At 45.8% G+C, this 26,729-nt stretch carries 23 protein-coding genes and 1 other annotated feature; of the genes, 19 read left to right on the top strand and 4 right to left on the bottom strand.

The annotated features are described in order from the left end of the window. Positions 1 to 150 precede the first annotated feature (150 nt). The 7 genes from lutR to ganB all read left to right on the top strand — a co-directional run bounded on the left by lutR (position 151) and on the right by ganB (position 9,056). Positions 151 to 873 (top strand): L-lactate utilization/bacilysin biosynthesis transcriptional regulator LutR, encoded by a 723-nt coding sequence (gene lutR, locus JQX68_RS17490; protein ID WP_071582404.1) that lies wholly within the window; start codon positions 151 to 153, stop codon positions 871 to 873. A 181-nt stretch (positions 874 to 1,054) separates the two neighbouring features. Beyond that, on the top strand, positions 1,055 to 2,047 hold the full coding sequence (gene ganR, locus JQX68_RS17485) for a galactan degradation operon transcriptional regulator GanR (protein WP_136653768.1): 993 nt from the start codon (positions 1,055 to 1,057) through the stop codon (positions 2,045 to 2,047). 141 nt (positions 2,048 to 2,188) lie between these two features. After that, complete coding sequence (gene ganS, locus JQX68_RS17480) at positions 2,189 to 3,454, top strand: arabinogalactan oligomer ABC transporter substrate-binding protein GanS (protein WP_136653767.1); 1,266 nt, start codon at positions 2,189 to 2,191, stop codon at positions 3,452 to 3,454. A gap of 39 nt (positions 3,455 to 3,493) precedes the next feature. Next, positions 3,494 to 4,750: a galactooligosaccharide ABC transporter permease GanP gene (gene ganP / locus JQX68_RS17475; protein ID WP_040081765.1), complete on the top strand. Its 1,257-nt coding sequence runs from the start codon at positions 3,494 to 3,496 to the stop codon at positions 4,748 to 4,750. 3 nt (positions 4,751 to 4,753) lie between these two features. Continuing rightward, the gene (ganQ, locus tag JQX68_RS17470) at positions 4,754 to 5,605 is read left to right on the top strand and encodes a galactooligosaccharide ABC transporter permease GanQ (RefSeq protein WP_014665437.1); all 852 of its coding nucleotides are present in this window, start codon (positions 4,754 to 4,756) and stop codon (positions 5,603 to 5,605) included. An 18-nt stretch (positions 5,606 to 5,623) separates the two neighbouring features. Then, positions 5,624 to 7,687: a beta-galactosidase GanA gene (gene ganA, locus JQX68_RS17465; protein ID WP_205440359.1), complete on the top strand. Its 2,064-nt coding sequence runs from the start codon at positions 5,624 to 5,626 to the stop codon at positions 7,685 to 7,687. A 79-nt stretch (positions 7,688 to 7,766) separates the two neighbouring features. Then, entirely contained in the window at positions 7,767 to 9,056 is a 1,290-nt protein-coding gene (ganB, locus tag JQX68_RS17460) for an arabinogalactan endo-beta-1,4-galactanase (RefSeq protein WP_069150343.1), read from the top strand. Between the two features lie 53 nt (positions 9,057 to 9,109). On the opposite strand, the gene rsbP is transcribed toward ganB, so the two are convergent. Both rsbP and rsbQ read right to left on the bottom strand, forming a co-directional pair. After that, positions 9,110 to 10,321, bottom strand: coding sequence for a phosphoserine phosphatase RsbP (gene rsbP / locus JQX68_RS17455; protein WP_205440358.1), 1,212 nt, complete (start codon positions 10,319 to 10,321; stop codon positions 9,110 to 9,112). A gap of 34 nt (positions 10,322 to 10,355) precedes the next feature. Continuing rightward, positions 10,356 to 11,165 (bottom strand): sigma factor SigB/phosphatase RsbP regulator RsbQ, encoded by an 810-nt coding sequence (gene rsbQ / locus JQX68_RS17450; RefSeq protein ID WP_205440357.1) that lies wholly within the window; start codon positions 11,163 to 11,165, stop codon positions 10,356 to 10,358. A 282-nt stretch (positions 11,166 to 11,447) separates the two neighbouring features. Between rsbQ and JQX68_RS17445 the strand changes: the two genes are divergently transcribed. The 9 genes from JQX68_RS17445 (at position 11,448) to JQX68_RS17405 (ending at position 20,812) form a co-directional block, all read left to right on the top strand. Next, positions 11,448 to 12,353: an ABC transporter ATP-binding protein gene (locus JQX68_RS17445; RefSeq protein ID WP_205440356.1), complete on the top strand. Its 906-nt coding sequence runs from the start codon at positions 11,448 to 11,450 to the stop codon at positions 12,351 to 12,353. Further along, positions 12,354 to 13,091, top strand: a complete 738-nt coding sequence (locus JQX68_RS17440; protein WP_014665431.1) for an ABC transporter permease — start codon at positions 12,354 to 12,356, stop codon at positions 13,089 to 13,091. A 3-nt stretch (positions 13,092 to 13,094) separates the two neighbouring features. Continuing rightward, positions 13,095 to 14,210: a two-component system sensor histidine kinase YvfT gene (gene yvfT, locus JQX68_RS17435; RefSeq protein ID WP_205440355.1), complete on the top strand. Its 1,116-nt coding sequence runs from the start codon at positions 13,095 to 13,097 to the stop codon at positions 14,208 to 14,210. Positions 14,211 to 14,226: 16 nt separating this feature from the next. Beyond that, a complete protein-coding gene (gene yvfU / locus JQX68_RS17430; RefSeq protein ID WP_040081775.1) occupies positions 14,227 to 14,829 on the top strand; it encodes a two-component system response regulator YvfU in 603 nt (200 codons plus the stop codon). Between the two features lie 189 nt (positions 14,830 to 15,018). Further along, positions 15,019 to 15,735, top strand: a complete 717-nt coding sequence (gene lutA, locus JQX68_RS17425) for a lactate utilization iron-sulfur protein LutA (RefSeq protein ID WP_014665428.1) — start codon at positions 15,019 to 15,021, stop codon at positions 15,733 to 15,735. A gap of 26 nt (positions 15,736 to 15,761) precedes the next feature. Beyond that, positions 15,762 to 17,201: a lactate utilization iron-sulfur protein LutB gene (gene lutB / locus JQX68_RS17420; protein WP_147772545.1), complete on the top strand. Its 1,440-nt coding sequence runs from the start codon at positions 15,762 to 15,764 to the stop codon at positions 17,199 to 17,201. Beyond that, a complete protein-coding gene (lutC, locus tag JQX68_RS17415; RefSeq protein ID WP_040081779.1) occupies positions 17,201 to 17,923 on the top strand; it encodes a lactate utilization protein LutC in 723 nt (240 codons plus the stop codon). The genes lutB and lutC overlap by 1 nt, the downstream gene beginning before the upstream one ends. 109 nt (positions 17,924 to 18,032) lie before the next feature. Beyond that, positions 18,033 to 19,067 (top strand): glycosyl hydrolase family 18 protein, encoded by a 1,035-nt coding sequence (locus tag JQX68_RS17410; protein ID WP_205440354.1) that lies wholly within the window; start codon positions 18,033 to 18,035, stop codon positions 19,065 to 19,067. A gap of 97 nt (positions 19,068 to 19,164) precedes the next feature. Continuing rightward, positions 19,165 to 19,400: a binding site (T-box leader), on the top strand. Between the two features lie 68 nt (positions 19,401 to 19,468). Further along, a complete protein-coding gene (locus JQX68_RS17405; protein WP_040081782.1) occupies positions 19,469 to 20,812 on the top strand; it encodes an amino acid permease in 1,344 nt (447 codons plus the stop codon). A gap of 40 nt (positions 20,813 to 20,852) precedes the next feature. On the opposite strand, the gene JQX68_RS17400 is transcribed toward JQX68_RS17405, so the two are convergent. Then, on the bottom strand, positions 20,853 to 21,770 hold the full coding sequence (locus JQX68_RS17400) for a DMT family transporter (protein WP_069150335.1): 918 nt from the start codon (positions 21,768 to 21,770) through the stop codon (positions 20,853 to 20,855). Positions 21,771 to 21,869: 99 nt separating this feature from the next. On the opposite strand from JQX68_RS17400, the gene JQX68_RS17395 reads away from it, so the two are divergent. Further along, positions 21,870 to 22,748, top strand: coding sequence for a LysR family transcriptional regulator (locus tag JQX68_RS17395; protein ID WP_069150334.1), 879 nt, complete (start codon positions 21,870 to 21,872; stop codon positions 22,746 to 22,748). 156 nt (positions 22,749 to 22,904) lie between these two features. After that, a complete protein-coding gene (locus JQX68_RS17390) occupies positions 22,905 to 23,915 on the top strand; it encodes an LLM class flavin-dependent oxidoreductase (RefSeq protein WP_147772543.1) in 1,011 nt (336 codons plus the stop codon). 48 nt (positions 23,916 to 23,963) lie between these two features. Here the strand turns inward: JQX68_RS17390 and araR are convergent, their stop codons facing one another. Then, positions 23,964 to 25,052, bottom strand: coding sequence for an arabinose utilization transcriptional regulator AraR (gene araR, locus JQX68_RS17385; RefSeq protein WP_040081787.1), 1,089 nt, complete (start codon positions 25,050 to 25,052; stop codon positions 23,964 to 23,966). 204 nt (positions 25,053 to 25,256) lie between these two features. Between araR and araE the strand changes: the two genes are divergently transcribed. Beyond that, entirely contained in the window at positions 25,257 to 26,651 is a 1,395-nt protein-coding gene (gene araE, locus JQX68_RS17380) for an arabinose-proton symporter AraE (RefSeq protein ID WP_040081788.1), read from the top strand. Positions 26,652 to 26,729: the final 78 nt, after the last annotated feature.

Raw genomic sequence — 26,729 nt, 5'->3', positions numbered from 1 at the left:
GGGTAATAAGACCAGTTACCTAGCATTATATTTTGAAAAAAATCAAAGTACAAGACTTTTTGACAAAATAGTCAAAATCTTTTGGCGGCCCATAAAACAGAGTATAATAGATCGTAAACAGCCAGACCTACAAGTTACGGGGTGAATTGCATGAAATACAAACAAATTAAAACAAAAAAAATATATGAAGAAGTAGCGGATGCACTATTAGATATGATCAAAAACGGCGAATTGAAGCCTGGAGATAAACTGGACTCTGTTCAGGCGCTTGCTGAGAACTTTCAAGTCAGCCGTTCAGCGGTTCGAGAAGCACTTTCTGCGCTAAAAGCGATGGGGCTTGTCGAAATGAAACAGGGGGAAGGCACGTACCTGAAGGAATTTGAGCTCAATCAAATTTCTCAGCCGCTCTCAGCCGCCCTTCTTATGAAAAAAGAGGACGTCAAGCAGCTGCTCGAGGTCAGAAAACTGCTTGAACTCGGCGTGGCGTCATTAGCTGCTGAAAAAAGGACAGAAGCAGATCTCGAAAGAATTCATGATGCACTAAAGGAAATGGGGAGCATTGAAGCAGACGGGGAGTTGGGAGAGAAAGCAGATTTTGCATTTCATCTGGCGCTTGCGGACGCTTCTCAAAATGAACTTCTTAAACACTTGATGAATCACGTATCATCATTGCTGCTGGAAACAATGAGAGAAACGCGGAAAATCTGGCTGTTTTCCAAGAAGACCTCAGTTCAGCGGCTGTATGAGGAGCACGAACGGATTTACAATGCCGTGGCTGCCGGGAACGGTGCACAGGCGGAAGCCGCCATGCTGGCGCACTTGACGAATGTGGAAGATGTGCTTTCGGGATATTTCGAGGAAAATGTGCAATAACCAACTCATTTCCCGGGCAATTCTGCCGGTTCCGGATGATACGAACAACTGAGACTGAGCCGCAAATGGTTCAGTCTTTTTACATGAGGTAGCCAGGGGCTTTGTACGCTTGACATTTTTGAAAAAGAAAGTAAAATATTTTACTAAAATGAATGCGAGCTGCATAATGGAGGCAGATGCAATGGCGACAATTAAAGATATCGCGCAGGAAGCGGGATTTTCAATCTCAACCGTTTCCCGCGTTTTAAATAACGATGAAAGCCTTTCTGTTCCTGATGAGACACGGGAGAAAATCTATGAAGCGGCGGAGAAACTCAATTACCGCAAAAAAACAGTAAGGCCGCTGGTGAAACATATTGCGTTTTTATATTGGCTGACAGATAAAGAAGAATTGGAAGATGTCTATTTTAAAACGATGAGATTGGAAATAGAGAAACTGGCGAAAGCATTCAATATCGATATAACCACTTATAAAATATCAGATGGAATCGAGTGCATTCCTGAATATACGGAAGGGTTTATTGCCGTCGGCACATTTTCAGATGAAGAGCTGGCTTTCCTTAGAAATCTCACTGAAAACGGCGTCTTTATCGATTCAACTCCTGATCCCGATTATTTTGACTCGGTAAGGCCTGACTTAGCACAAATGACAAGGAAGACGGTAAACATCCTGGCTGAGAAGGGACATAAAAGCATCGGCTTTATCGGCGGCACATACAAAAATCCGAACACCAACCAGGATGAAATGGACATCCGTGAAGAAACCTTCAGGTCCTATATGAGGGAAAAAGGCATGCTGGACGAGCGCTATATTTTCTGTCATCGCGGATTCTCTGTAGAAAACGGCTACCGCCTGATGTCAGCGGCGATCGAGACATTAGGCGACCAGCTTCCGACTGCTTTTATGATCGCAGCGGACCCGATTGCAGTGGGCTGTCTGCAAGCCCTGAACGAAAAAGGAATTGCCATACCGAACAGGGTAAGTATTGTGAGTATCAACAACATCAGCTTCGCGAAGTATGTCTCACCTCCTCTGACGACGTTTCATATTGATATACATGAATTATGTAAAAACGCTGTTCAATTGCTGCTTGAACAAGTGCAGGACAAGAGAAAGACGGTAAAAACTTTATATGTGGGCGCGGAATTAATCGTCAGAAAGAGTATGAATTAAAAACGGCTTAGGACACTAAGCCGTTTTTTTAATTAGGTAAAATAATTTACCTAAAGTAGTAAATAGTTTGTTTACACATTTTCTCAAGCGTGCTATATTATTTTAAAAGCGCTTTCATTTCTACCGAAAGGGTGACAATCAATGAAAAAGGCAAAAAGGTGTTCCGTACTCATGCTCTGCGCAGCTGTCAGTTTATCCTTGGCGGCTTGCGGCCCAAAGGAAAGCAGCAGCGCCAAATCGAGTTCAAAAGGGTCAGAGCTTGTTGTATGGGAGGATAAAGAAAAGAGCAACGGCATTAAAGACGCTGTGGCTGCGTTTGAAAAAGAGCACGATGTGAAGGTCAAAGTCGTTGAAAAACCGTATGCCAAGCAGATTGAAGATTTGCGAATGGACGGACCGGCCGGCACAGGCCCTGACGTGTTAACAATGCCAGGTGACCAAATCGGAACGGCTGTCACGGAAGGATTACTCAAGGAATTACATGTCAAAAAAGACGTTCAATCACTTTATACTGACGCTTCCATTCAGTCTCAAATGGTCGATCAAAAGCTTTATGGACTGCCAAAAGCAGTTGAAACGACTGTGCTGTTTTACAACAAAGATCTCATCTCAGAAAAGGAATTGCCCAAAACGCTGGAAGCGTGGTACGACTATTCCAAAAAGACTGCTGATGGCAGCAAATTTGGCTTTTTAGCCTTATTCGATCAAATTTATTATGCGGAAAGTGTAATGAGCGGATACGGCGGATACATTTTTGGGAAGGACAAAGACGGCAGCTATAACCCGTCAGACATTGGAATCAATAATGAAGGTGCTGTCAAAGGTGCGGCGCTGATGCAGAAGTTTTACAAAGAGGGCTTATTCCCGGCAGGCATTATTGGAGAACAAGGGATTAACGTGTTGGAATCACTGTTCACAGAAGGAAAAGCCGCCGCGATTATTTCTGGTCCATGGAATGTAGAAGCCTTTTCGAAAGCAGGGATCAATTATGGCATTACGAAACTGCCGAAGCTGGAAAATGGGAAAAACATGAGTTCCTTTATCGGCGTCAAAAGCTACAACGTCAGCGCATTTTCAAAGAATGCGGAGCTGGCGCAAGAATTAGCCGTATTCCTGGCAAATGAAAAAAATTCTAAAACACGATATGAAGAGACGAAAGAAGTTCCTGCTGTAAAATCTCTAGCCAATGACCCGGCTATTATGAAAAGCGAGGCGGCACGGGCTGTTACTGAACAATCCCGCTTCTCAGAGCCAACACCAAATATTCCGGAAATGAATGAAATATGGACGCCGGCTGATTCAGCATTACAGACAGTTGCAACAGGGAAGGCGGATCCGAAACAAGCATTGGATCAAGCAGCTGAAACGGCCAAAGGACAAATCAAGGCAAAGCACAGCGGAAAATAAAGAGAAAGCTAGATTTGTATTGTAAGAGAGGTGAAAACGGTGCAGCATCGTCAAATTGCTTTGTTGCTGTCTATCATCCCGGGGCTCGGGCAATTTTATAACAAGCAATGGATAAAAGGCTTTGTCTTTCTTTTCTTAGGCGCATCGTTTTTTGCGGTCTTTGGAGATCTGCTCAATATGGGGTTTTGGGGAATCTTTACACTGGGAACAGAAGTGCCGCGGGATAATTCCGTTTTCTTGCTGGCGGAAGGAATTATCGCTGTCATCGTGACCTGCTTTGGCCTTGCGGTGTATTATGTGAATCTTCGCGATGCGTTTCAAAGCGGAAAGCAGCGTGATGAAAACAAGCCATTAAGTTCCTTAAAAGAACAATACCGGCATATCATTTCTGAGGGCTATCCTTATGTCGTCAGCGGCCCATCTTTGTTTATTTTAATTTTCGCCGTGATCTTCCCCATTTTATTCAGCTTTGCATTAGCGTTCACAAACTATGATTTGTATCATTCTCCTCCTGCAAAATTAATTGATTGGGTCGGTTTTCAAACGTTCGCAAATATATTCACAGTTGATATTTGGAGGTCGACCTTTTTTGATGTATTGGCTTGGACGGTGGTTTGGACACTCGCTGCATCCACACTGCAAGTCAGCTTGGGGATTTTTCTCGCGATCATTGTCAACCAGAAAGACCTTCGGTTTAAACGCTTTTTCCGGACGATACTGATTTTGCCATGGGCCGTTCCCGGTTTTGTGACGATTTTAATTTTTGCGGGGCTGTTTAATGATAGCTTTGGTGCGATGAATCACGACATCTTGGCTTTCTTCGGGATAGATCCGCTTCCGTGGATGACAGATGCCAATTGGTCGAGGCTTGCGTTGATTCTCATGCAGGGCTGGCTCGGATTTCCGTACATCTTTCTCGTCTCAACAGGCGTATTGCAATCCATCCCGGACGATCTGTATGAAGCAGCTACGATTGATGGCGCTTCTGTCTTTTCAAAGCTGAGATACATTACGCTTCCAATGGTGTTCATCGCCATGGCTCCGATTATCATTACTCAGTTTACGTTTAATTTTAATAACTTTAATATTATCTATCTATTTAATGGCGGAGGTCCGGCTGTAACCGGATCGACAGCCGGCGGGACAGACATCCTAGTTTCATGGATTTATAAGTTGACAATGCAGTCCAGTCAATATTCACTTGCTGCGGCTTTAACGATTTTATTATCTGTGTTTGTCATCTCCATCGCATTATGGCAGTTCAGACAGACAAAGTCTTTTAAAGAGGAGGCATGAGTCATGCTGGCAGATATGAAGGTCAGAAAATATTTCCGTCTCCTTTTCTCTTACTTGTTGTTAGCCTTTATGGCGGTCATCATTGTTTATCCTCTCCTTTGGACGGCAGGCGCAAGCTTTAACCCCGGCAACAGCTTAATCAGTACATCCATCATTCCGAAGCATCCGACATTCGATCATTACAAGGAATTATTTGCGGGCAAGGAAAGCCTTCAATATGTGCAGTGGTATGTCAACTCAATGAAGATCAGCCTGTTTACAATGGCAGGGTCTTTGCTCTGTGTGACGTTTACGGCCTATGCGTTTTCGCGCTTTCGGTTCAAAGGGAGGAAATACGCTTTAACCCTCTTTTTATTGCTGCAAATGATTCCTCAGTTTTCGGCTTTAATCGCTTTGTTTGTATTGGCGCAAATCTTGGGCATGATCAATAGCCACTGGCTGTTAATCTTGCTTTATATCGGCGGCCTGATCCCGATGAATACGTATTTGATGAAAGGGTACATGGATTCGATTCCGATGGATTTAGACGAAAGCGCCAAGATTGACGGGGCCAGCAGCACCCGAATCTTCTTCCAAATCATTCTGCCATTATCAAAACCGATGGCGGCAGTGGTGGCCATGAACAGCTTTACAGGACCGCTCGGAGATTTTGTGCTGTCATCAACGATATTGAGAACGCCTGAATCATATACATTGCCCGTCGGCCTATTCAATTTAGTGAATGATGTTATGGGGGCCAGCTATACGACATTTGCGGCCGGAGCCTTGCTTATCAGCATTCCGGTTGCCGTCATCTTTATCATACTGCAAAAGAATTTTGTGTCCGGATTAACCGCAGGCGGAACGAAGGGCTAAGAGAATAAGGAGGAGAATGTGATGTCAAAGCTTGAAAAAACGCACGTAACCGAAGCAAATTTTATGCTTCATGGGGGAGACTACAACCCCGATCAGTGGCTGGATCGGCCCGATATTTTAGCTGACGATATCAAACTGATGAAGCTTTCTCATACGAATACGTTTTCTGTCGGCATTTTTGCATGGAGCGCACTTGAGCCGGAGGAGGGCGTATATCAATTTGACTGGCTGGATGATATTTTTGAGCGGATTCACAGTATAGGCGGCCGGGTCATATTAGCAACGCCGAGCGGAGCCCGTCCGGCCTGGCTGTCACAAGCCTATCCGGAAGTTTTGCGCGTCAATGCCTCCCGCGTCAAACAGCTGCACGGCGGAAGGCACAATCACTGTCTCACATCTAAAGTCTACCGAGATAAAACACGGCACATCAACCGCCTATTAGCAGAACGATACGGCAATCACCCGGCGCTGTTAATGTGGCATATTTCAAACGAATACGGGGGAGATTGCCACTGTGATCTATGCCAGCATGCTTTCAGGGAGTGGCTGAAAGCAAAATACGACAACAGCCTCAAAACATTGAACCGTGCGTGGTGGACTCCTTTTTGGAGCCATACATTCAATGACTGGTCACAAATTGAAAGCCCTTCGCCGATCGGTGAAAACGGCTTGCACGGCTTGAACTTAGACTGGCGCCGGTTCGTCACCGATCAAACGATTTCGTTTTATGAAAATGAAATCGTTCCGCTGAAAGAACTGACGCCTGATGTCCCTATCACAACGAACTTTATGGCTGACACACCGGATTTAATTCCGTATCAGGGTCTCGACTACAGCAAATTTGCGAAACATGTCGATGCCATCAGCTGGGACGCTTATCCTGTCTGGCACAATGACTGGGAAAGCACAGCTGATTTGGCGATGAAGGTCGGCTTTATCAATGACCTGTACCGAAGCTTGAAGCAGCAGCCTTTCTTATTAATGGAGTGTACGCCAAGCGCGGTCAATTGGCATAACGTCAATAAGGCGAAGCGCCCGGGCATGAATCTGCTGTCATCTATGCAAATGATAGCCCACGGCTCGGACAGCGTTCTCTACTTCCAATACCGCAAATCACGCGGGTCATCAGAAAAATTGCATGGGGCGGTTGTGGATCATGACAACAGCCCGAAGAACCGCGTCTTTCAAGAAGTGGCCAAGGTCGGCGAGACATTGGAACGGCTGTCCGAGGTTGTCGGAACGAAGAGGCCGGCACAAACCGCTATTTTATATGACTGGGAAAATCATTGGGCGCTCGAGGATGCTCAGGGGTTTGCGAAGGCGACAAAACGTTATCCGCAAACGCTTCAGCAGCATTACCGCACATTCTGGGAACACGATATCCCTGTCGATGTCATCACGAAAGAACAAGACTTTTCACCATATAAACTGCTCATCGTCCCGATGCTTTATTTAATCAGCGAGGATACCATTTCCCGTTTAAAAGCGTTTACAGCTGATGGCGGCACTTTAGTCATGACGTATATCAGCGGAATTGTGAATGAGCATGACTTAACATACACAGGCGGATGGCATCCGGATCTTCAAGCAATTTTCGGAATTGAGCCTCTTGAGACTGACACGCTGTATCCGAAGGATCGAAATGCTGTCAGCTACCGCGGCAAAACATACGAAATGAAGGATTATGCAACCGTGATTGATGTAAAGACTGCTTCAACAGAAGCGGTGTATCAAGAGGATTTTTACGCCCGTACGCCAGCTGTCACAAGCCATCAATATCAGCAGGGCAAGGCGTATTTTATCGGCGCGCGTTTGGAGGATCAATTTCACCGTGATTTCTATGAGGGTCTGATCACAGACCTGTCTCTTTCACCTGTTTTTCCGGTTCGGCACGGAAAAGGCGTCTCCGTACAAGCGAGGCAGGATCAGGACAATGATTATATTTTTGTCATGAATTTTACGGAAGAAAAACAGCTGGTCACGTTTGATCAGAGTGTGAAGGATATGATGACAGGAGAGATATTGTCAGGCGACCTGACGATGGAAAAGTATGAAGTAAGAATCGTCGTAAACACACATTAGGCTGATGCTCCGCTCGATACGGGCGGATTCTTTTTTCTGCATTTTAGAAAACGCTTACTAAATCCTGAGGGGTGGAATCATGAGGAATGGAGTGAAAATGTGCTTAGCGGCTGCCATCGTGTGGAGTGCATTCAGTTCACCGGGATCTGCCGCTGCCGTTAAGAAGGAGAAGCATGTGCCAGAGCTTCGGGCAGAGGATCTTTTTGTTAAAAAAGTAGAGGGAATGAACAAGGACTTTATTAAAGGGGCAGATGTGTCCAGCGTTATTGCTTTGGAAAACAGCGGTGTCACCTTTTATAATACAAGCGGAAAACGCCAGGACATCTTTACAACTTTAAAACAGGCTGGGGTCAACTATGTTCGGGTCCGCATTTGGAATCACCCGTATGATTCAAATGGCAACGGGTATGGGGGAGGAAACAATGATATTCAAAAAGCCATCGAAATCGGAAAAAGAGCGACAGCGAACGGAATGAAGGTGCTTGCCGACTTTCATTATTCTGATTTTTGGGCAGATCCCGCGAAACAAAAGGTGCCCAAAGCTTGGGCGAATCTCAGCTTTGAAGCAAAAAAAGCCAAGCTCTATGAGTATACGAAACAAAGTCTGCAAAAGATGATCAAGGAAGGCGTTGACATCGGCATGGTTCAGGTCGGAAATGAAACAACAGGAGGATTTGCGGGCGAAACCGATTGGACGAAGATGTGCCAATTATTTCAAGAAGGAAGCCGAGCGGTCAGGGAGACAAATCCAGGCATTTTGGTCGCCCTGCATTTTACCAATCCTGAAACGGCTGGAAGGTATTCATTTATTGCAGAAACACTCAGCAAAAACAAAGTAGATTATGATGTGTTCGCGAGCTCCTATTATCCTTTCTGGCATGGCACATTACAAAATTTGACCTCCGTGCTGAAGGCTGTTGCCGATACGTACGGCAAAAAAGTCATAGTGGCGGAGACGTCGTACACCTATACCGCTGAGGATGGCGATGGGCATGGAAATACAGCGCCAAAAAGCGGGCAGACGCTGCCATATCCCATTTCTGTTCAAGGCCAGGCAACTGCAGTAAGAGATGTAATGGCGGCAGTAGCGAATACGGGTAAAGCAGGACTTGGCGTTTTCTATTGGGAGCCGGCGTGGATTCCAGTCGGACCGAAGACGCAGATAGAGAAAAACAAAGTGTTATGGGAAACATACGGGTCAGGGTGGGCCTCAAGCTATGCCGCAGAATACGATCCTGAGGACGCCGGGAAGTGGTATGGGGGAAGTGCTGTAGATAATCAAGCTTTGTTTGATTTTAATGGTCATCCGCTGCCTTCCTTGCAAGTGTTTCAATATGCGGAATCAGGCCATATTCCAAAGAAACGCTGAAACAAAAAAATCCATGAGATGTAACAAATCATTGTTATGTCTCATGGATCATTTTATTTTACATCCACTAATATAAAACATTCATCATCACTCTTATGATGAGCTTCCTTTTGATGCTGGAGCGATGTAAGGATTTTCTCCTTCAGGTCAGTGATCGGCGAATCAGGATGCTCTTTTAGTAAATCAAATAAATAGCATGAAGCCGTAGGATCCATCACGCCATCCGTATATAGAAGCAGTCTCCCGCCATCCGTATATGAAAGGCTGCTTGACTGAAACACTAAGTCTTCAAACATCCCGATCGGAGGCGATGTCGCGTGAAGCAGATGTTGAGTTCCGCTGTCGTCCTGCCATAGTGCCGGCGGATGCCCTGCGTTGACATAATCAATGCTTTGCCGTGCTATATCAATCTCAAGATAAATAGCAGTGCAATAATGTCTTGCTTCCTCATCATTTTGAAACAAGCTGTGAAGGTGCCGGTCTAACTCTTTCATGACGTTAACGGGACTGAGACCTTGCGTGATCTGGCGCTGAAACAAAGGATGAAGAGACATCGTAATCAATGCAGATGAAATCCCATGCCCCATCACATCAAGGATAATAATGCCGTAACGGTGTTCATCGATTTGATAGAATCCGTAAAGATCCCCTGACAAATCACTTGATGCATTGTAATAAGAGTCAATCTGCACCTGATCGTTTACAATCGGTTCAGTCAACGAGTTTTTCTGGATCTTTCTGGCGAGTTCAAGCTCTCTTTTGGTGTTTAATTTAAATTGTTGATTTTGTTTATTGATCTCAAGAAGTTCTTCTTGTTTTGCCTTCAGCGTTTCCAAGGCAATCTCTAACTCCGCATTGGCTTTCTGTTTGGCAAGCAACGCTTCTTGAGCTTCATTTCTGGCTATCAGCAGCTCATTTTCATATTCATTTCGCTTTCGCATTGGAATAAGAACACAATCAAAGACAGAAACCCCGCTACTGTGTCTCGCAATAGCATTGATAAGGACGGGGACTTCTTCTCCATCTCTTGCTTTCAGGGAAATGTATAATTCTTCGATGTGATGCTCCAATTTCAAAAGCGGAAAAAAATAAAGCTGGCAGAAAAGCTGTGCGGGAATGGTCAACATCGTATTCATATGCTGGCCGAAAACCTGCTCCGGTTCATAATCCAGAATATTGATAAGGGTAAGGTTGGCAGCTATGATCGACCCCTCTTCTGACAAAGTGAGGAAACCGCATGGTGCATCATTCAATTGTTTGTCCATTAAGAGGGTCACCTCTATCCTTTTTGTTCCGCTATCACACGTGAGCTTTTAAATAATCACCGATCAGCTGTATCGTCTCATCTGGATGGCTCATATGAGGGCAATGTCCGCGGGCCACCATTTGTTTCAGACTGCTATAAGGCAGATGCTTATGCATATAATCACCTACTGTTGCAGGTGCGATGATATCCTCTGCACATTGGAGAATAAGAGAGGGAACCGTTACCTTCGAAAGATCTTCCCGGTGATCAGAAAAAAACGCCGCTTTTGCGAATTGGCGGGCAATGACAGGGTCAGTAGAACAAAAACGGCTTTCAAGCTCTTCCTTAATTTCAGGCCGATCTGGCTGATTCAGAACGGTTGCCGCAAATACAGTTGCCCAACCGATATAGTTTTTCTCCATCATCTCCAGCAAACCAAGGAGCTGCTCCTCTTCAAATCCTCCATAATACTCAGGCGGATCATTCAAATAGCAAGGAGAAGGCCCTACCATCACCAGTTGGGAAAAAAGCTCCGGGCGGCGGATGGATGCAAGCATCCCTATCACGGCTCCGACGGAGTGCCCCACAAACACGGTTTCCTCCAGATCTAAAGCGTCACAAACATCAAGGACATCTTGGGCATAGCCGTCAAGTGTCTGGTAGCGATTCAGGTCATATGCGCGCAAATCTGAATGTCCCGAACCGACGTAATCAAATAAAATGACCCGGTGCTCTTCTTCAAAGGCCGGTGCCACGGCATTCCACACGCTTTGATCGCATCCAAAACCGGGTGCGAACATGATAGATGCTTTGCCGCTGCCTTTCACCTTCACATGATTTCTAGACAAAATCGCTTCGTTCATGATTGGCTCCTTTCAGCCGGAAAGTAATATAAAGTTCAATGTGTCTATCATAACACTCGCATGCTTTGAAAAGTGTATCTTTCTATGAAAGTCATAGCAGTTTAAAAGAAAGAGGACATGGGTGATAGAAAAGGTGGATGAATTGGAAGATGCAGGAGGATTGCCTAGATACTAACGGTGAGAAAGAAAATGACATTTGTCACTCCATCATCATGACACCCCATACTAACAACAGCTGCTCCGGCATTTTACAATCAATGTAAGCCATCAGGAGGTGCTCATGTGATGAATGAGGCAGTATCAGTAAGCAACGTGACAAAACAGTTCCAGCAAAAAACAGCTGTAAACAACATCAGCTTCAGCATGAAAAAAGGAGAAATCGCAGCCATTCTCGGACCGAATGGAGCAGGGAAGACGACCGTCATCTCTATGATATTAGGATTGCTGAAACCGAGTGAGGGAGAAATCAAACTATTTAACCGGGTTCCCGATGATCAACAGGTTCGTGAAAAAATAGGTGTAATGCTTCAGGAAGTAAGTGTCATGCCGGGCCTTAAGGTGGATGAAATCCTTGAACTCTTCCGGAGCTATTATCCGAATCCATTGTCCATGAAAGAACTCGTTTCGTTAACAGCACTCACCAAAGAAGATTTGAAAACAAGAGCAGAAAAATTATCCGGCGGACAAAAACGCCGTTTAAGCTTTGCTTTGGCTCTTGCCGGGAATCCGGAGCTGCTTATATTTGATGAACCGACAGTCGGCATGGACACTTCATCAAGACATCGATTCTGGCAGACCATTCACGGACTGTCGGACCAAGGAAAAACGATTATTTTTTCAACGCATTATTTACAGGAAGCAGACGATGCCGCACAGCGAATCTTATTTTTTGCTGATGGACGGCTTGTGGCAGATGACTCGCCGATGCAAATCCGCTCAAGAATTCAAAAACAGTCTGTTTCCTTTGCGCTCCATTCAGATGAATCGTTGGAAAAGCTGTCTCGGCACCCGGAGGTAGAGCGGGTGTTCCGCAGGCATCAAAGAATCATCATCCAAACATCAAATACAGACAAAGTGTTGGCGTTGATCTTTCAAGAAAACATCCCAGCACGGGATATTCGAATTGAACACGGAACGCTCGATGAGGCATTTCGCCGGCTGGCTGACGGAAACAGGGAGGCGATGTGAGTGAACATGCTGCAGAAGCAAAGCATAGCTGAAATGAAAAGGGTGCTTAGGAACAAGTATTTTGTGCTTTGGTCGCTGATCATGCCAATAGTCTTTTATTATCTCTTTACCAATGTAGTGAATACCAACGTTCCCGACCAACGTGCATGGGACGCCCATTACTTAATGTCAATGACAGTCTTCAGCGTGATGGGTTCCTCTATCATGACACTGGGCATCCGTATGGTTCAAGAACGGTCACAAGGCTGGACTGCCTTTATCCGCCTTACGCCTCTTCCAGATCATATCTATTTATTAGCTCAGATGATCGGACAAAGTGTCATTCACGTTTTATCGATTACCGTCATTTTTCTGTTCGGCGCAATGATCAATGACATTGCCTTGTCACCGTTTGAATGGATGATGAGCGGACTGTGGATTTTGTTTGGCGCATTGCCTTTTTTAGCATTAGGCACACTAATCGGCCTCATGAGAAAAGTAGAAACAGCGGCCGGAATCAGTAATGTGCTTTATATGCTGCTGGCTTTAGGCGGGGGGATGTGGATGCCGTTTGAGGTCATGCCTGACATGATGCAGAACATTGGCCAGTGGCTCCCGTCTTATCATTTCGGGAGCGGCGCGTGGGAACTAGTGCGGGGCGGGAGTCCGGATTGGAAAAATATCCTGATATTAATCGCTTATATGATGTTCTTCATGCTACTATCTAAATATATTAGAAGAAAACAAGAAGCGGTGTAATACATGAAAAAGGCAATATCAATTTTCCCGAAGCAATTCGGTTTTTTCCCTTATATCTTTCTGGTGTACACCATTATGCCGTTCCTCTCTTTATTAAAAGAATCAGGGGTCAAACAGGTCATTGGATATGGCATCCTGCTTCTATTTATCGCGGCATATCGCCAGTTATTCTGCTGCGTGGGCAGAGTTTCGTTTACGTATTGGCTTATCATGCAAATGGCGGTTATTTTGATATATAGTGTGTTTTACAATATCACCTATATATACTTAGGTTTTTTCCCGGCAAACTTTGTTGGTTATTACAAAGAGAAAACGAATTTTAACCGTGCGTTCTGCGCTTTAATCTTTATCCTGCTTTTTCCATGCCTATACCAATTTATCGTGAATTCAGTCACGCTCCGGGAGCTTTTTTCTGTTCTCCCGTTTCTCGTCATCATGCTCATTTCTCCATTCGGCATTCGTTCAATGTTTCGGAGAATTGAGCTTGAAGCTAAGCTGGCACAAGCCAACGAACAGATAAAAGAACTCTCTAAAAGAGAGGAGCGTGTTCGAATCGCCCGTGATCTTCACGATACTCTTGGCCATACCTTGTCGCTGCTTACATTAAAAAGCCAGCTCATTCAGCGGTTGGCTGCATCTGATCCAGAACGGACCAAGCATGAGGCAAAAGAAATGGAAACCAGCTCGCGAGCCGCACTCAAGCAAGTCCGAGAGCTGGTTTCTGATATGAGGACGGTCACGATAACAGAGGAGCTCGTAAACATTCAGCACATTTTAAGGGCGGGGAACATTACCTTTCAATACGAAGGAGCCGACGACTTTTCAGCGATATCTCCCGTCACTCAAAATATTATCAGTATGTGTATGCGGGAAGCCGTGACTAACATCATCAAGCACAGCAAAGCAACCCACTGCGCCATCACCATTTCTCAGTTTGCTGGCAAAATGAGGATCGTGATACGGGATGACGGAAAGGGAGCAGCGAAGGAGAAAACCTTTGGGAATGGCCTGCGGGGAATGGAAGAACGGCTCATGCTCATTGAAGGGGGATTAACAGTTTCAGATCATAACGGAACGGTTGTGACTTTGACGATTCCGCTGATTAAAAAAGCAGAATGATTGGAGGACGAAAAGAATGATTCGTCTGTTTATTGCTGAGGACCAGCGAATGCTTTTAGGCGCTTTGGGATCTTTGCTTGATTTAGAAGAGGATATGACAGTCATCGGACAAGCATTAAACGGGGAAGAGGCGCTACATGCTATTTTGAAGCTGGAGCCGGATGTATGCATCATGGACATTGAAATGCCGGTTCGAAGCGGACTGGATGTGGCAGAGGAATTAATGAAAAAAGGCTGCGTCAGCAAGGTCATTATTTTAACTACCTTTGCCCGCCCCGGATATTTTGAACGTGCGGTAAAAGCCGGTGCACATGGCTATCTGCTGAAAGACGGAGAAATTGACGATCTGGCCGATGCCATTCGAAAATGTGTAGAGGGAAAACGTGTCTTCAGCCCCGAGCTGACGTTTAATATGATGCGAGACGAAAATCCCCTAACCGTTAGAGAACAAGAAATTCTGAGGCTTGCGGCTTTAGGCAAGACAACAAAAGACATTACGCTGGAGCTCTATTTATCTCAAGGCACAGTCCGAAACTATATCTCAGAAATCATCCAAAAGCTTCATGCGAAAAACCGGACAGAAGCCGCCAGCATTGCTGAGGAAAAGGGATGGATTTAACCGTATACTTTTCACCATTTACTGCACTCCTGGGAGATCAGGAGTGTTTTTGATATGCCCGCTAATGAAAATATCCCCAGAAAACCCTTCCCTTCTATTATCAGAATAGTGTACGATATTCATATAGTTATTTTAACTCAGGTCATCAGATGACCTGATCATATATTGGGGATGAGAGAGGGGTTCATCATGAAAGTCTCACTTTTTGTCACTTGTCTTGTTGATATGTTTCAAACAAATGTCGGAAAAGCAACGGTTGAGCTGCTGGAGCGGCTTGGGTGCGAGGTTGATTTTCCGGAGGGGCAGATTTGCTGCGGGCAGCCGGCTTACAACAGCGGCTATGTACATGACGCCAAAAAAGCAATGAAACGGATGATCGAAACGTTTCAGGATTCCGAATATGTTGTCAGTCCTTCCGGTTCCTGCACAACGATGTTCCGGGAATACCCGCACTTGTTTGCGGATGATCCGAAATGGGCCGATAAAGCGCAAAAGCTGGCGGATAAAACGTATGAACTGACAGATTTTATCGTGAACGTCCTTGGGGTAGAGGATGTCGGCGCGACCCTTCATACAAAAGCGACCTTACATACGTCGTGCCATATGACAAGGCTGCTCGGGGTTCGGGAGGAGCCGATGAAGCTGTTGAGCCATGTAAAGGGACTGCAGTTTACAGAGCTTCCGGGCAAACATAACTGCTGCGGATTCGGAGGAACGTTCTCCGTCAAAATGGCGCAGATTTCAGAGCAGATGGTCGATGAAAAAGTCGAATGTGTGGAGGAAACGGGAGCAGAGGTGCTGATCGGTGCTGACTGCGGCTGTTTGATGAATATCGGGGGACGGCTTGACCGAAAAGATAAGAATGTCAAAGTGATGCACATCGCCGAAGTGCTCAACAGCAGATAAAACTGGATTCAGAGGGGGAAAGGATCATGGCGATGAAAATCGGTACTGACGCTTTTAAAGAGCGGGTATCACAGGGGATTGATAATGAATTTATGAGAGGCGCTGTTTCAGGTGCACAGGAGCGTCTGCGGACGCGGCGCCTAGAGGCAGCCGAAGAGCTGGGAAACTGGGAGGAGTGGCGTTCTTTATCAGAGGAAATCAGGCAGCATGTCCTTGAAAACCTTGATTTCTATCTCGGACAGCTTGCCGAAAATGTGGCGAAAAGAGGCGGACATGTCTATTTCGCGGAAACAGCGGAAGAGGCGTCTTCTTATATTCGCGACGTCATTCAAAAGAAGAACGGGAAGAAAATCGTAAAATCAAAATCAATGGTTACAGAGGAAATCAATCTGAATGAGGTGCTGGAGAAGGAAGGCTGTGAAGTCATCGAAACCGACCTCGGCGAGTATATTTTGCAGATTGATGATCACGATCCGCCGTCACATATCGTCGCGCCCGCCCTTCATAAAAATAAAGAGCAGATACGCGATGTGTTTAAAGAAAGGCTGGGCTATCAACATACAGAAAAACCGGAAGAGCTTGTCATGCATGCGCGTGCCATTCTCCGGAAAAAGTTTCTGGAAGCGGATATCGGCATTACCGGCTGTAACTTCGCCATTGCGGACACGGGTTCTGTCAGCCTTGTGACCAATGAAGGAAATGGACGGCTTGTGAGCACCTTGCCGAAAACACAAATTACCGTCATGGGAATGGAACGGATTGTCCCGTCGTTTTCTGAATTTGAAGTGCTTGTCAGCATGCTGACAAGAAGTGCTGTCGGACAGCGGCTGACAAGTTATATTACAGCATTAACGGGTCCGAAGCTGGAAGGTGAAGTGGATGGTCCGGAAGAATTCCATCTTGTCATCGTTGACAATGGACGATCCAACATCCTAGGAACAGAATTCCAGTCTGTGCTGCAATGTATCCGCTGTGCCGCCTGTATCAATGTCTGCCCTGTGTACCGCCATGTCGGCGGACATTCATACGGCTCAATCTACTCGGGGCCGATCGGAGCGGTTTTATCGCCATTGCTCGGCGGTTATGACGATTATAAGGAGCTGCCGTACGCTTCTTCACTGTGCGCTGCTTGTACAGAAGCCTGCCCGGTCAAAATTCCGCTGCACGAGCTCCTTCTCAAGCATCGCCAAAACATCGTCGAAAAAGAAGGCAGAGCGCCGATCAGTGAAAAGCTTGCGATGAAAGCGTTCGGACTTGGCGCATCCTCCTTGTCACTATACAAAATGGGCTCAAAATGGGCGCCGGCCGCCATGACACCTTTTACAGAGGACGAAAAAATTTCGAAGGGACCCGGCCCGCTCAAAAGCTGGACACAGATCCGCGACTTCCCGGCACCACATAAATCGAGATTCAGAGACTGGTTTGCAGACAGAGAAACAAGTGAACGCACGAAGGAGGAGCAGTGATGACGAAGGGAACCATTCAGAATCAAGAGAGCTTTTTAAACCGAATCGCATCCAGCCTTGGCCGTGAAAGAAGAACAGGAGGCGTGGCAGTTCCTGAGTGGGCGCATCAGCCGCAATATAAAACACTTGAAGGATATTCAGCGGATGACTTAGTCACAGTGCTCAAAAACCATTGTGTCAAAATCCATACAGAGCTGATTGAAACGGATTCAACCGGCCTTTACGATGCCCTGCGCGAGCAAGTCAGCCGCTTCTCCGGAGGCCCTGTCATCATTCCGAAGGACCCCCGCTTTGAAGCATACGGACTGAAAAGCCTGCTCACCAAGGATTGGCCGAGCGAGGGAACGCCAGTCTGGGAGTGGGATGCTGACAAAGGCGAGGAAAATATCAAAAAAGCGGAGCAAGCCAATGTAGGGATTACATTCAGCGAAATTACATTGGCTGAGTCGGGGACGGTTGTCCTCTTCTCCTCAAAAGACATCGGCCGATCTGTCAGCCTTCTGCCGACGACTTATATTGCGATCGTGCCGAAATCAAGCATTGTGCCAAGAATGACACAAGCCAGTGATATCATACGCCAAAACATTGCGGACGGTGTCACTGTTCCTTCATGTATCAACTACATTACCGGACCGAGCAACTCAGCCGACATTGAAATGGATTTAGTTGTGGGAGTGCACGGACCAGTAAAGGCAGCCTATATTCTCGTCTCTGACCGCTAAACTCAGAAAGCCCGGCAGGCATATGCCGGGTTTTTTGCTTGAAAAAAAACTTCAACTTCCAATTTTTTGGCCGATGAGAAGAGTATGACTTGATACAGGAGGAAATGTGATGAAAAAATGGCTGATCATAGCGGTTTCACTGGCGATTGCGATTGTTCTGTTTATGTATACAAAAGGAGAAGCGAAGGCAGCCGGTATGACATTAGGCTACACGACTGGGGATACGGCTTCATACAATTCTCTTGCGAAATATCATACATACATGAATGCCATCGCAACCGATACATTTGCGTTTGAAAAAAACGGACAAATCATTGGCGATGCCCCAAGCAAGCAGCTGACATATGCGAAAAAGAAAAAAATCAAGACATGGGCTGTCATTTCAAACTATAATGATGCCATTTATGACTTTGACGGAGATTTGGCAAGTCGGGTCATGAGTAATAAAACAGCGAAAAAACGGTTCACTGATCAGCTCATATCTTTGGCGAAAAAGCACTCATACTACGGTATCAATATCGATTTTGAAGCAGTGAATCCAGAAGACCGATCTAAATACTCGCGTTTTATTCAAGATGTCTCACAGGCTTTGAAAAAGAAACATATTCAAACAATGGTATCCGTTCCTGCCAAAAGCGCTGATGATAAAAATGATGACTGGAGCTGGCCGTATGATTATGCGAAAATCGGCAAATATGCCGACTTCGTACAAGTCATGACCTACGACGAACACGGCATTTGGGGGAAGCCAGGATCAGTGGCAAGCACAAACTGGATCAAAAGCTCTCTGCAGTTTTCAGTCAAAAAGATCAAAGCCAATAAAGTCATCATGGGCATCCCCGCGTACGGCTATGATTGGGATGTAAAAGACGGAAGCGGAAGCTCTGTGAGGGAATGGAATGAACTCAAATCCATTATCCAAAAGCAAAAAGCAAAGCCTGCATTCAACAAAAAAACAGGTTCGATGACGTTTTCTTATGTTGATAAAAAGAAGCATAAACATGTCGTGTGGTATGAAAACGAAAAAACCGTTCAAACGAAAAGCCATTTGGCAAAGCAATATAAAATAGCAGGTGTTTCAGTCTACGCATTAGGAAACGAGTCAGAATCCTTTTGGAAAGCGATTCAAAAAGGGACAAAATAACAGTTTCTTTTTTCTCTGAAGTTATTGACAGGGAAAAGAGAAGCACGTATATTATGTTAATATATTCAGATCATAAAATTTGAGTTTTTCAGAAAACTAAAACGCATAGATTGGGAGCAGTAAAAGAAAGTAATCAGAACAGAGAGCTGCGGGGTGGTGCGACGCAGCCTGATTCTTCTTTGAACTCGCCCGGGAGTGGTAAGACGGAACGGAATAGATTGAATATTCCCTATGTTTTAACGGCTAACCTTCGTTACAGGTCAAAAGCAGGATTCTTCATGAAGAATCAACAAGAGTGGTACCGCGGTCAGCCGAAGGCTCGTCGTCTCTTTATCTATTAGATTAGATAGGGGGCGGCGGGCTTTTTTGTTTTTGAAAACGAGAAGGAGAGGTAGAAGAGGATGAAAAACGACAATCAAACGTTAAAACGCACGATGACGTCCCGCCATATTATGATGATGGCGCTGGGCGGAGCAATCGGCGCAGGTTTATTTAAAGGGAGCAGCTCAGCGATCGATGTGGCAGGGCCATCTGTCATTATCGCATACCTGCTCGGCGGGATTATTTTGCTGTTTATTATGCAGGGGCTCGCGGAAATGGCTGTTCGAAACCGCAACGCCAGAACCTTCAGGGACCTTGTCCAGCAGGTGTTAGGGAATTACGCCGCTTATTTCTTGGACTGGATCTACTGGAAAATGTGGGTGCTCAACATTGCGGCTGAAGCTGTTGTAGCTGCGATCTTTATTCAATACTGGCTCCCGGGCTGCCCGATCTGGGTGCTGGCATTGGGGATTTCTCTTATTGTTACGATCGTAAACTTGCTTTCTGTTAAAATCTTCGCCGAAACTGAATATTGGCTGGCCATGATCAAGATTACCGTTATTATCATCTTTATTATTTTAGGGTTATTGCTTTTATTCGTATCATTCGGTGATCATACAGCTGCTGGATTTTCAAACCTGACAGAGCACGGCGGATTTTTCCCGCACGGCGGCACAGGGCTGATTACGGCGATGCTTGTCGTCATCTACTCTTACGGCGGTACAGAAATTATCGGAGTGACACTTGCTGAAACAAAAAATCCAGAAAAGGTTGTCCCGAAAGCTGTCCGCAGCACACTGACACGGATTGTCGCGTTTTACCTGCTGCCGTTTTTCATCATCGTCAGCCTGATTCCGTGGAACCAAGTCAATTCCGTTCCGGAAAGTCCTTTCGTGATGGTCTTTAAAATGGTAGGCATTCCGGGCGCGGATCATATCATGAACGCAGTCATCCTGCTGGCGATCATTTCTTCTATGAATTCAGGTTTATACGGATCATCACGCATTTTGTATACACAGGCAAGTGACGGAAGGCTTCCAAAGGTCTTCTCGAAGCTTTCATCGAAAAACGTACCGATGTTTGCAATTCTGATGTGCACTTCTTCTCTCTATATTGGCGTGTTGATTTCTCTGTTCGCAGGAAGCCAAACATTTAATTATTTAATGGGATCATTGGGATATACCGTTTTATTCATTTGGCTGATCATCGGATTCGCTCATTTGAAATCGAGAAAACAGCAAACGGAAAAACCGGCTTATTATGTAAAATGGTTCCCGTACACGACATGGTTTGCGATTGTGGCATTACTCGCCATTCTGATCGGGGTCGTCATGACAACGTCAATTGTCATTACCGGCATTACTGCGGCGATCTACCTTTTGATTACCGTTGCATATTTGGTCAAAGGACGCAAGCATCAGTAAATAAGAAACCCTCTCGCCGCATTCGGCAAGAGGGTTTTTATTATTGTGCAGCTTTCTCATTTATGCCAATCGCCGCTGCTTTCTGCGCTTTTGATTTTGTATTCACGAGACAGATGCTTGTGACAATCAGCAGCAGCCCTGCCAAGAGGCTAAGGGTGAGCGGTTCATGCAGGAAAATGGAGCTGGCCACGATCGATATGAGCGGAATCAAAAACGTATAAGATGCGACCTTGCTTGCTTCTCCTGAACCGACAAGTGTAAAAAAGATAAGCCAGCCGAGTGCGATAACGAATACAGAGATGAACAGCAGGCTCGTGATAAACGGAGCTGTCCATTGGATCGCGGAAAAGCTTTCTGTCCAAAGACCGGATATAAGCAGAAACACGCTGCCGATCGTCAGCTGCAAGGCAACCATCCAGATGGAATCGACGCGGCTGCCTGTTTTTTTCATATATACTGTTCCGAGCGCCCAGCTGATTGCGGAGCCAAGCGCCAGCAGAACCCCAATGACAGAAATATGCCCGCCAAAGCCCGCGGCACTAATGACGGCTACTCCCGCAAAACCGAGGATGAGCCCGATCACTTTCAATACAAACATGGATTCGCCGAGCCACAGCCAAGAAAATACGCCCATCAGAACAGGCTGAAAGAAGACGATTGCAGAAAACAGGCCGGCCGGAAGATAATTCAGCCCGATCGTTTGCAGGCCGTAGAATAACGTAATATTTAAAAGTGCAGAAACCAAATAAATCGGCCACGTTTCTTTTAAATGTAATTTATGAAAACGCGGCAGTGCGACAATGACTAATAAAAGCCCGCCGATCAGCGTTCGGATGCCCGCGAATAATAAGGGCGGCGAATAGGCGAGCGCGGCTTTGGACAGCGGCCAATTGACGCCCCACATGATGACGAGAAATGCGAGCAGGAGAGCTGTCCGCGTTTTTGAGAGCTGCTTCATTGTTCATTCACTCCTTGTAGAACTTTTCCATCATATGATACGGTAGAACATAAGATAAATAAAATGAATCTTTTTTATGAGGAGCATAAGTAAATTGTTATGACCATTACACAATTAAGGGTTTTCGTCAAAATAGCTGAAACGGGAAGCTTTACAAAAGCGGGTCAGGCGCTGAACATGACACAGCCGGCTGTCAGCCATGCGATTTCTGCAATCGAAGCTGAGCTTGATGTAAAGCTGATTATTCGTGACCGCCGCAATGGCCTGATGCTGACTGATACGGGAAAACAGATCTTAGTACACATCAGGGAAGTCTTAAAAGGCATTGAAAAAGTTGAGCAGGTCGCAGCTGCGGAAAAAGGGCTTGAACTGGGTACGATCCATATTGGCACATTCTCAACTGCCTCGGCTTATTTTATGCCGAAGCTGATCAGTGAATTTAAACAAAAATATCCGAAACTGGAGCTTGTGCTGCACGAGGGAACTGTAAATGAAGTCAAGGAGTGGCTTCACACGCGGATGATAGATGTCGGCATTCTTCTGTATCCAACAGAGGAGATGGAGTATATTCATTTGAAAAAAGACAAAATGGCTGTCGTGCTCAGGGATGATCACCCGCTTTGCAGCCGTTCAGCCATTACGCTGAAAGATCTCGATGATGAACCGATGATCGTCTGCGACGGCGGCTATGAATCACCTTTTCACGATATGTTCAGGCAAGCGGGCGCTACGCTGAACGCCGCTTTCACAGTCTATAACATGAACACCTCGATCAGTATGGTCAAAGAAGGACTGGGTCTCGCGATTTTATCAGAAATGTCCATGTCGCACATGCCGCTGCCGGAGCATGTGGTGACCAGAGAGTTGGACCCGCAGGTATACCGTGATGTGCAGCTAGCTGTTCCGTCGCTGAAGGAGGCTTCTCTGGCGGCTAAGCTCTTTATTGAGATGGCTAAGGAGCTGTTTAGAGCAGAATAACGTCCCAAACCGTTCGTTTTATATTGTTCGAATTTCATCGAATCAAATTCTTTTATTCCAGAATGCAGTTGTGTTATGGTGTGATAGAAGTACATTCGATCATGACCTGACAGCTTTGGGCTGTTTCCTGATAACACATTTGCAAAGGAGAACAATATGTCTAACTACCAACGCAAAGATACCTTGCTTTCTGTCTTGAATTTATCTCCGGTTGTTCAGGGAGGAACGATCGCGGAATCATTCCGAAACAGCATGGACTTGGCGCGCCGTGCGGAGGAATGGGGATATCACCGTTACTGGCTTGCTGAGCATCATAATATAGAAGGTGTGGCAAGCTCTGCCACCGCAGTTTTGATTGGCCATATTGCCGGAGGCACTAAGAAAATCCGCGTCGGTTCCGGCGGCATTATGCTCCCGAACCACTCTTCATTAATCATTGCTGAACAATTCGGCACACTCGAAACATTGTATCCCGGGCGGATTGACCTGGGGCTCGGACGTGCGCCGGGAACGGACCAATTGACAGCAAGAGCGCTCCGCAGAAACATCAACAGCGGAGAGGATTTCCCAGAACAACTAGAGGAACTTCGCAATTACTTTAAACCGTCAGGAAATGTACGCAATCAAGTCCGCGCTATTCCCGGAGAGGGCATAGATGTGCCGATTTGGCTGCTGGGCTCAAGCGGCTTCAGCGCCCGCCTTGCAGGTGAACTAGGTCTTCCGTTTGCCTTCGCGGCTCATTTCTCGCCGGCGAATACGGTTCCTGCCTTGGAGCTGTACCGCAATTCCTTCACGCCCTCAGACGTACTCGACGAACCGTATGCAATGGTCGGTGTCACCATTATCGCGGCAGATACAAACGAGAAAGCGCAGCACCTTGCGACTTCACATTATCAAAGATTTCTTGATCTTGTCCGCGGTACGCCGAACCAGCTGAAGCCGCCTGTTGAGGATATGGACCAAATCTGGAGCCCGTATGAAAAAGCGATGGTCAATGAGCAGTTAAGCTCCACGATTGTCGGAGGGCCGGAAGAAGTGAAGGTGAAGCTTGAAGACTTCGTCAAAACGACACAGGCTGACGAAATTATGGTTAACTCAGAAACCTATGAACACGCAGACAGAATGCGTTCGTTTGAAATCATCGCTGATGTTTGGAAAAACAGATAACAGCTATAAAAAAAGCAATGTAGCGGGGAGACCCATACATTGCTTTTTTTATTCATTCAGTTTTCGTGCGGACTGGCGAATGATCAACTCAGGCTCAAATATAACATCCTCTTGCTTTGGCTTTTTATGCTCAAGGGAGTCAATCACATATTTCGCCGCCGCTTTACCGAGCACGGATTTCGGGTGCTTGACAGAGGTTAGTTTCACTTCGGAGATTTGGGCGAAATGTGAATCATCATACCCGACGATAGACATATCCTCCGGCACTTTTAGATCCATCTCCCGCAGCATATCGATCACCTTCAGCGCAATTTCATCGTTATAACAAAGAATGGCTGTCGGCATATGCTTGCTGTTTTTCTCCAGTGTGGCCCTTACTTTCTCCAGAAGTTTTGATTCTTTTTCTTCCGTTGTAAATGTCACAATCATATCTGGAGAGGGGAACAAATCACGCTCCCGGTGCGCCTGTATAAATCCGTTCATCCGTTTCACGCCTTGTGTGTCATCAGCTTTGAAAATACCCATCATGTGCGTGTGGCCGAGAGAAAGCAAATGCTCAGCCGCCATCATGCCGCCTTTCACATCATCCAAGGTAAAACTCGGTGCGGCAAGCTCGGCATATGACGCGTTAATCATCGCAAAGGGAATGCCGTTTTTCTCCAAGTTTAGATAGTAGCCGATGTTTGGGGTTTGCAGGGCGCTTTTTGTCGGTTCTACGATGAGTCCGTCAATATGCTGGGACAGCAGGTTTTCTAAGCCTCTTCTTTCATTGTCCGGGTTGTTGTTTGTGCTTGTCAAAAGCATAGAATATCCCTGCTCGCTTAAATAGGACTCGATTCCTCTAATAATGCTCGGGAAAATATAGTCTGATATGTAGGTTGTCAAAACACCGATCGTTTTATTGGAATGCAGCGCTGACTTCGCAGAGCGTGAAGCGACAAAGGTGCCTCCGCCTTGCACGCTGTACAGCAGACCTTGTGATACGAGGTCTCCGATCGCTTTGCGAATGGTATGCCGGCTGACGCCGAATTGCTGCATTAATTCGTTTTCGGTAGGGATTTTTTGATCGGGCAGTATTTTGCCTTGATTAATCCATGAACTAATTTCTTCTTTTACTTGCGCGTATTTTGGTAACATATCCATTCCTCCAAAATGTATACGGACAAATTTCAGTATATCATAGCGTTCTTTGGAAGAAAACATTGACAGAAAATACAAACAAGATTATTCTATATTTGTACGTACTAATTAAATGTAATTTTCGTTAAATTTTAATATAAGTACGTACAATTACAGGTTGAAATGAAAACGCTTTACTCAACATTTCGGGAGGGCAGGGAAATGAAGAATACTCCAACTCAATTAGAACCAAATGTTCCTGTAACAAGAAGCCATTCAATGGGATTTGTCATTTTAATCTCATGCGCGGCCGGGCTTGGCGGCTTATTGTATGGCTATGACACGGCGGTGATTTCTGGCGCCATCGGTTTTCTGAAAGATTTATACAGCCTGAGTCCGTTTATGGAGGGACTTGTCATTTCAAGCATTATGATTGGAGGAGTTGTGGGCGTCGGGATATCCGGATTTTTAAGTGACAGATTCGGCCGGAGAAAAATTTTAATGACAGCCGCTTTGTTATTTGCGATATCAGCAATCGTTTCAGCGCTTTCTCAAGATGTGTCCACTTTGATCATTGCAAGGATTATCGGGGGCCTGGGAATCGGGATGGGCTCATCGCTTTCTGTTACGTACATTACAGAAGCGGCGCCGCCCGCCATACGCGGAAGTTTATCATCCTTATATCAGCTCTTTACGATCCTGGGTATTTCCGCAACATACTTTATTAATCTGGCTGTGCAGCGGTCCGGAACATACGAATGGGGCGTGCACACCGGCTGGAGATGGATGCTTGCTTATGGAATGGTGCCGTCCGTCATCTTTTTCCTTGTCCTGCTCGTCGTCCCGGAAAGCCCGAGATGGCTGGCGAAAGCGGGCAAAACAAACGAAGCTTTAAAGATTCTGACACGTATTAATGGAGAAACTGTTGCAAAAGAAGAATTAAAGAACATTGAGAACTCATTAAAAATAGAACAAATGGGGTCGCTCTCCCAGCTGTTTAAGCCGGGTCTCAGAAAGGCGCTTATCATTGGAATCCTGCTGGCGCTGTTTAACCAAGTCATCGGCATGAACGCCATTACTTACTATGGGCCGGAAATCTTTAAAATGATGGGATTCGGGCAAAACGCCGGATTCGTGACGACTTGTATCGTTGGAGTTGTAGAAGTCATCTTTACCGTTATTGCGGTGTTGCTGATTGATAAAGTCGGACGAAAAAAACTGATGTCCATCGGTTCTGCTTTTATGGCTATTTTTATGATTTTAATCGGGACGTCGTTTTATTTTGAGTTAACAAGCGGGATCATGATGATCATCCTTATATTAGGTTTTGTCGCTGCTTTCTGTGTCTCGGTTGGACCGATCACATGGATTATGATTTCTGAAATCTTCCCGAACCATCTGCGTGCGCGGGCCGCGGGCATTGCGACCATCTTTTTATGGGGAGCAAACTGGGCGATCGGACAGTTTGTGCCAATGATGATTGATTCGTTCGGGCTCGCCTATACATTCTGGATCTTCGCGGTGATTAACATCCTTTGCTTCCTGTTTGTCGTAACAATCTGCCCGGAAACGAAGAACAAATCGCTTGAAGAAATTGAAAAGCTCTGGATAAAATGAAAACGCTTTAAAAGAACAGCCCTTTCTCTGGGAAGGGCTGTTTATATTGGGATGCACCATTTGGCGATTTCTGTATAA

The sequence above is a fragment of the Bacillus sp. LJBS06 genome, assembly GCF_016924995.1.
Taxonomy (GTDB): domain Bacteria; phylum Bacillota; class Bacilli; order Bacillales; family Bacillaceae; genus Bacillus; species Bacillus stercoris.
This window is presented reverse-complemented; position numbering and strand designations above follow the sequence as displayed.

What these genes read in the sequence shown, in the direction of transcription:
- rsbQ (WP_205440357.1), bottom strand. Translation starts at nt 11,165, where the DNA reads ATGAACGAAGCGATTTTGTCTAGAAATCATGTGAAGGTGAAAGGCAGC.
- JQX68_RS17395 (WP_069150334.1), top strand. Translation starts at nt 21,870, where the DNA reads ATGACCATTACACAATTAAGGGTTTTCGTCAAAATAGCTGAAACGGGA.
- lutB (WP_147772545.1), top strand. Translation starts at nt 15,762, where the DNA reads ATGGCGATGAAAATCGGTACTGACGCTTTTAAAGAGCGGGTATCACAG.
- JQX68_RS17400 (WP_069150335.1), bottom strand. Translation starts at nt 21,770, where the DNA reads ATGAAGCAGCTCTCAAAAACGCGGACAGCTCTCCTGCTCGCATTTCTC.
- araE (WP_040081788.1), top strand. Translation starts at nt 25,257, where the DNA reads ATGAAGAATACTCCAACTCAATTAGAACCAAATGTTCCTGTAACAAGA.
- ganR (WP_136653768.1), top strand. Translation starts at nt 1,055, where the DNA reads ATGGCGACAATTAAAGATATCGCGCAGGAAGCGGGATTTTCAATCTCA.
- yvfT (WP_205440355.1), top strand. Translation starts at nt 13,095, where the DNA reads ATGAAAAAGGCAATATCAATTTTCCCGAAGCAATTCGGTTTTTTCCCT.
- lutC (WP_040081779.1), top strand. Translation starts at nt 17,201, where the DNA reads ATGACGAAGGGAACCATTCAGAATCAAGAGAGCTTTTTAAACCGAATC.
- araR (WP_040081787.1), bottom strand. Translation starts at nt 25,052, where the DNA reads ATGTTACCAAAATACGCGCAAGTAAAAGAAGAAATTAGTTCATGGATT.
- JQX68_RS17405 (WP_040081782.1), top strand. Translation starts at nt 19,469, where the DNA reads ATGAAAAACGACAATCAAACGTTAAAACGCACGATGACGTCCCGCCAT.
- ganB (WP_069150343.1), top strand. Translation starts at nt 7,767, where the DNA reads ATGAGGAATGGAGTGAAAATGTGCTTAGCGGCTGCCATCGTGTGGAGT.
- rsbP (WP_205440358.1), bottom strand. Translation starts at nt 10,321, where the DNA reads ATGGACAAACAATTGAATGATGCACCATGCGGTTTCCTCACTTTGTCA.
- lutA (WP_014665428.1), top strand. Translation starts at nt 15,019, where the DNA reads ATGAAAGTCTCACTTTTTGTCACTTGTCTTGTTGATATGTTTCAAACA.
- lutR (WP_071582404.1), top strand. Translation starts at nt 151, where the DNA reads ATGAAATACAAACAAATTAAAACAAAAAAAATATATGAAGAAGTAGCG.
- yvfU (WP_040081775.1), top strand. Translation starts at nt 14,227, where the DNA reads ATGATTCGTCTGTTTATTGCTGAGGACCAGCGAATGCTTTTAGGCGCT.
- JQX68_RS17390 (WP_147772543.1), top strand. Translation starts at nt 22,905, where the DNA reads ATGTCTAACTACCAACGCAAAGATACCTTGCTTTCTGTCTTGAATTTA.
- JQX68_RS17410 (WP_205440354.1), top strand. Translation starts at nt 18,033, where the DNA reads ATGAAAAAATGGCTGATCATAGCGGTTTCACTGGCGATTGCGATTGTT.
- ganQ (WP_014665437.1), top strand. Translation starts at nt 4,754, where the DNA reads ATGCTGGCAGATATGAAGGTCAGAAAATATTTCCGTCTCCTTTTCTCT.
- ganS (WP_136653767.1), top strand. Translation starts at nt 2,189, where the DNA reads ATGAAAAAGGCAAAAAGGTGTTCCGTACTCATGCTCTGCGCAGCTGTC.